This window comes from Holospora undulata HU1 (assembly GCF_000388175.3).
Taxonomy (GTDB): Bacteria; Pseudomonadota; Alphaproteobacteria; order Holosporales; family Holosporaceae; genus Holospora; species Holospora undulata_A.
This window is the reverse complement of record NZ_ARPM03000011.1, coordinates 1-2,191: the sequence shown is the minus strand read 5'-3', so window position 1 is coordinate 2,191 and position 2,191 is coordinate 1. Positions and strand designations below refer to the sequence as shown.

Genomic DNA, 2,191 nt, shown 5'->3' with positions numbered 1-2,191 from the left:
AAGGCTAGAAAGAAACTGCATGGCTTCAAAATTCCATTATTTCAATTTACATGAGATCTAGAGAAATCTTTTATTAAAACATTAAGAGCAATAAAATAAAATTTTCCATTTTAAATTTTAAAAAGTCGTTTGAATTTTGACTCAAGCGATCACCAAGTCCTAATCGATAAGCCCTGCACGATCATAGACTTTAAAAATCCAAGCTTTAAAAATCCAAATTTTTTGCTTCTTTTTTAATAGTGCAAAAACTCATCCGCTTCCTTGACACTACCGTTGTCTTCTGGAGATGGCTCAATTTTGGCGCATAGCCTTGATCCTAAGGTTCCCGCCCACTTCAAAACAACGCTTGCGCTGAAACAAAAACGCTGAGCGCTTCGGTTCGTTGAAAGGACGCTTGCGTATAAAACAAGGACTTGGAGCTTGTCTTTTTCGGGCATACCTCGTGAAATTTTTTCCACATTTTTTATTATTTGTACCGCAGCCCCCTCGAACAAAACCGCTTTTAAAGAAATTTAAACATTCACAAAATTTACATACAATCTTTTTTAGAGACTTTTAAAAGACTTCCTTTACCTATTTTAACAAAAAGTATCTTTAGTTAAAAGCTTCGGTTTTTTACCTTTTTCGCCCCATTCTGTATCTTTGCAAATTGTTAGCTCTATACCATTTTCATCACTATATGCAAGGCTTTCAGTTGATATGCCCTTTTATAGCTTCTTGATAGTTACTTCGTTTTTTTCGCGTATTTTTACATAGGTAGAGGCTTTTTTTATAACTAACTCCTAGCTTTTTTAACCTTCCGTATACAGAAACAAATAATTGCGTTAACTAGCTTTGCTGTCTCAGCTCATTTCTTATCTCTATTGGCTTGAACTTAAATCCTTAGCTTCTCTGGGGCTATCTTACCCTTACTCCCTAACCGTGGGATAGACCTAATTATCCCTTCTTTTTGTGTCTTACCCCCCGCCTACTTACTCTGCTTTTACTAACTTTAAATACTTTGGATGTCGTTTTTTGATCGTTACCAACTTTAATATATCTTATTACTCGCTCCCTTAGATCGAAGCAATTTTGTTTCTTTGTCATTTTCTATTAAAGATATCACCACTCTGCCCCATTTTTCAAGCTAAATTACTATAATACAATCAATACATGAAATTACTCATCATTAAAAGGTTGTTTAGGGAGGTATTGCAGTTTATACTCATGCTGAATGAAATTGTTTAAAAGTTTAATTTTATGTGTTAATAATTTTTATTATGCAAAGATTTCTGAAAGAAGAAGATCGTGTTGCGTTAAGAACGCAGCAGATAGGATTACGGAAGTTTTGTTATCGGGGTGGAGCTATCGTCAAATTGTTGAGGCTCTTTTGATTGACGATCAGTCGAGGAGTATAAGGAGGATCAAAAGTTAATGGTGTCAAGCGGGGGATCTGTAAGCACGCTGAATATTTCACAAACAGCAGAACTTATCGAACATTTGGAAAGCCATAACGTATATGAAAGCAAGCGATATTTGCGGCTCGTGTTCTTGAACTCTATGGCTGCGATTCAAGGCAAGACGTTGCACGCCCATAATTTTTCATTTAAAAAGGCAGCAGCACGGCCCGTAAATACAGCCAAGCAGGAAGCCTTTATTCAACGGTGATGACCACACCGCCAGAGGATGCCCCCTTCCTGTTTGGTGATGACATGCCCCCCACCATGAAAACGAAAATCACCTGTCAGGCACCCCCATTTCCACGACGGCCTACACGCATGAACCCGATGGGAGCCTTAGATTTGACGGGTGGTGTTCCTTAAACCCCTTGAAGACGTTTTTTGATCAGCGGAAAGATGCTTATCCAAAGGCGACTAACATCCACCTGCCTGATTTTGGATCAAGAACCTTATAATACAAGCAAATACACCAAAAAAGCAGCAAAAGAAAGGGGGCATTGAGGTGCATTATTTTCCCTCTCTAGCCCCCATAAGTGTTAAAAGTGGTTGAGATAGATATTATGAGTATATGTATTGATATATGGTTAGAGAGACTAGGAAAACTTTACGATGTCAATAGATATAATAATAAAATCACCGGAGAATTACTATTCAAAGGTTTGCTGAGATTAATACTCCTTGGCAAGAAAACTCGTTTAAGAATGTTAGAAAAGCTAATCAACCAAGGGTTTGGATCAATGCAAAGTGGCATT

General features: G+C 37.5%; 5 protein-coding genes. 3 read left to right on the top strand and 2 right to left on the bottom strand.

From position 1 onward, the window contains the following. Window positions 1–233: 233 nt before the first annotated feature. On the bottom strand, window positions 234–494 hold the full coding sequence (locus K737_RS00095) for a hypothetical protein (protein WP_024161284.1): 261 nt from the start codon (window positions 492–494) through the stop codon (window positions 234–236). A 442-nt stretch (window positions 495–936) separates the two neighbouring features. Further along, window positions 937–1,086 (bottom strand): IS630 transposase-related protein, encoded by a 150-nt coding sequence (locus tag K737_RS11610; RefSeq protein ID WP_023491905.1) that lies wholly within the window; start codon window positions 1,084–1,086, stop codon window positions 937–939. 127 nt (window positions 1,087–1,213) lie between these two features. Here K737_RS11610 and K737_RS09090 point away from each other — a divergent pair, with 127 nt between their 5' ends. The 3 genes from K737_RS09090 to K737_RS10725 all read left to right on the top strand — a co-directional run. Continuing rightward, window positions 1,214–1,414 carry a hypothetical protein gene (locus K737_RS09090; protein WP_152530992.1) on the top strand — a complete coding sequence of 67 codons (201 nt, stop codon included), beginning with the start codon at window positions 1,214–1,216 and terminating at the stop codon, window positions 1,412–1,414. Then, the gene (locus K737_RS10175) at window positions 1,414–1,647 is read left to right on the top strand and encodes a hypothetical protein (protein ID WP_006298944.1); all 234 of its coding nucleotides are present in this window, start codon (window positions 1,414–1,416) and stop codon (window positions 1,645–1,647) included. The genes K737_RS09090 and K737_RS10175 overlap by 1 nt, the downstream gene beginning before the upstream one ends. A gap of 334 nt (window positions 1,648–1,981) precedes the next feature. Further along, window positions 1,982–2,191, top strand: a 210-nt coding sequence (locus K737_RS10725; protein ID WP_035574537.1) for a hypothetical protein, incomplete at its 3' end; no start/stop codon positions are given.

Coding starts and splice junctions, on each gene's coding strand:
- K737_RS11610 (WP_023491905.1), bottom strand. CDS start 1,086: ATGACAAAGAAACAAAATTGCTTCGATCTAAGGGAGCGAGTAATAAGA.
- K737_RS09090 (WP_152530992.1), top strand. CDS start 1,214: ATGAAATTGTTTAAAAGTTTAATTTTATGTGTTAATAATTTTTATTAT.
- K737_RS10175 (WP_006298944.1), top strand. CDS start 1,414: ATGGTGTCAAGCGGGGGATCTGTAAGCACGCTGAATATTTCACAAACA.